This window comes from Pseudomonas sp. A-1 (assembly GCF_004801855.1).
Taxonomy (GTDB): domain Bacteria; phylum Pseudomonadota; class Gammaproteobacteria; order Pseudomonadales; family Pseudomonadaceae; genus Geopseudomonas.
The window spans coordinates 1-660 of record NZ_SSTC01000233.1 but is presented as its reverse complement, the minus strand read 5'-3'; the positions used below and the strand labels follow the sequence as shown (position 1 = coordinate 660).

General features: G+C 77.0%; 1 protein-coding gene and 1 pseudogene. Both read left to right on the top strand.

The window, feature by feature from the left end; all coding sequences use genetic code 11:
• The coding region (locus E5198_RS21730; protein WP_168772580.1) for a hypothetical protein at window positions 1-470 on the top strand (470 nt) is incomplete at its 5' end.
• Window positions 464-660 (top strand): annotated as a pseudogene (locus E5198_RS21330) (flagellar protein FlhE); the annotation flags it as partial. The gene E5198_RS21730 and the pseudogene E5198_RS21330, both read left to right, overlap by 7 nt.

Below are 660 nucleotides of genomic sequence, written 5' to 3'. Positions count from 1 at the left end.
GCGCCGAGGCGCCGTCCGCCGCGGCTCCCGCGCCCGCGCCGCAGGCGCCACCACGGCCCGAGGCCGAGCCGGCCACCCTGCTGGTGATCGGCCTGCCCGGTCCGCGCAGTGCACAGGGTCGCCGCGTGCTGGAGTGCCTGACGCGCTGGCAGGTCAACGGCCACCGCTGGGTCGGCGATCCGGCGCGCTGGAAGGTGGTGGCGCTGGAGGCGGACAGTCCGCATCTCGACGTGCTGGCCAGCCAGCAGCCGCGCTGGGCACTGTGGGTCGAGGACGACGCCGACGGCTTCCGGCGCTCCTTTCGCACCCTGCGGCGCCTGCGCGAACAGGGCGGGCCGCAGCGCCTGCTGGTCCTGCATGGCGGCATCGCCAGCCACGCCGGCCTGCTGCGCAACCTGCAGCAGGCCGCGGCGGCCTATCTCGACATGCAATTGCTGCTGCTGCCCGAGCAGGCGGGGGACGCGTGCTGAGGCGCGCCCTGGCGTTCGCCCTGCTGTTCGGGGCGGGCCTGGCGAGCGCCGATGGCGCTCCCGGCAGCTGGCAGGGCAGGGCGCCGGCCCTGCTGGTGGCGCGCAGCGACCAGCGGGTCTGTTCGCAGCCGATGCCGCCGCCGGCCCTGGCGGCCGGGCGGCGCCTGGCCAGCCTGGGCTGGCAGTTCGG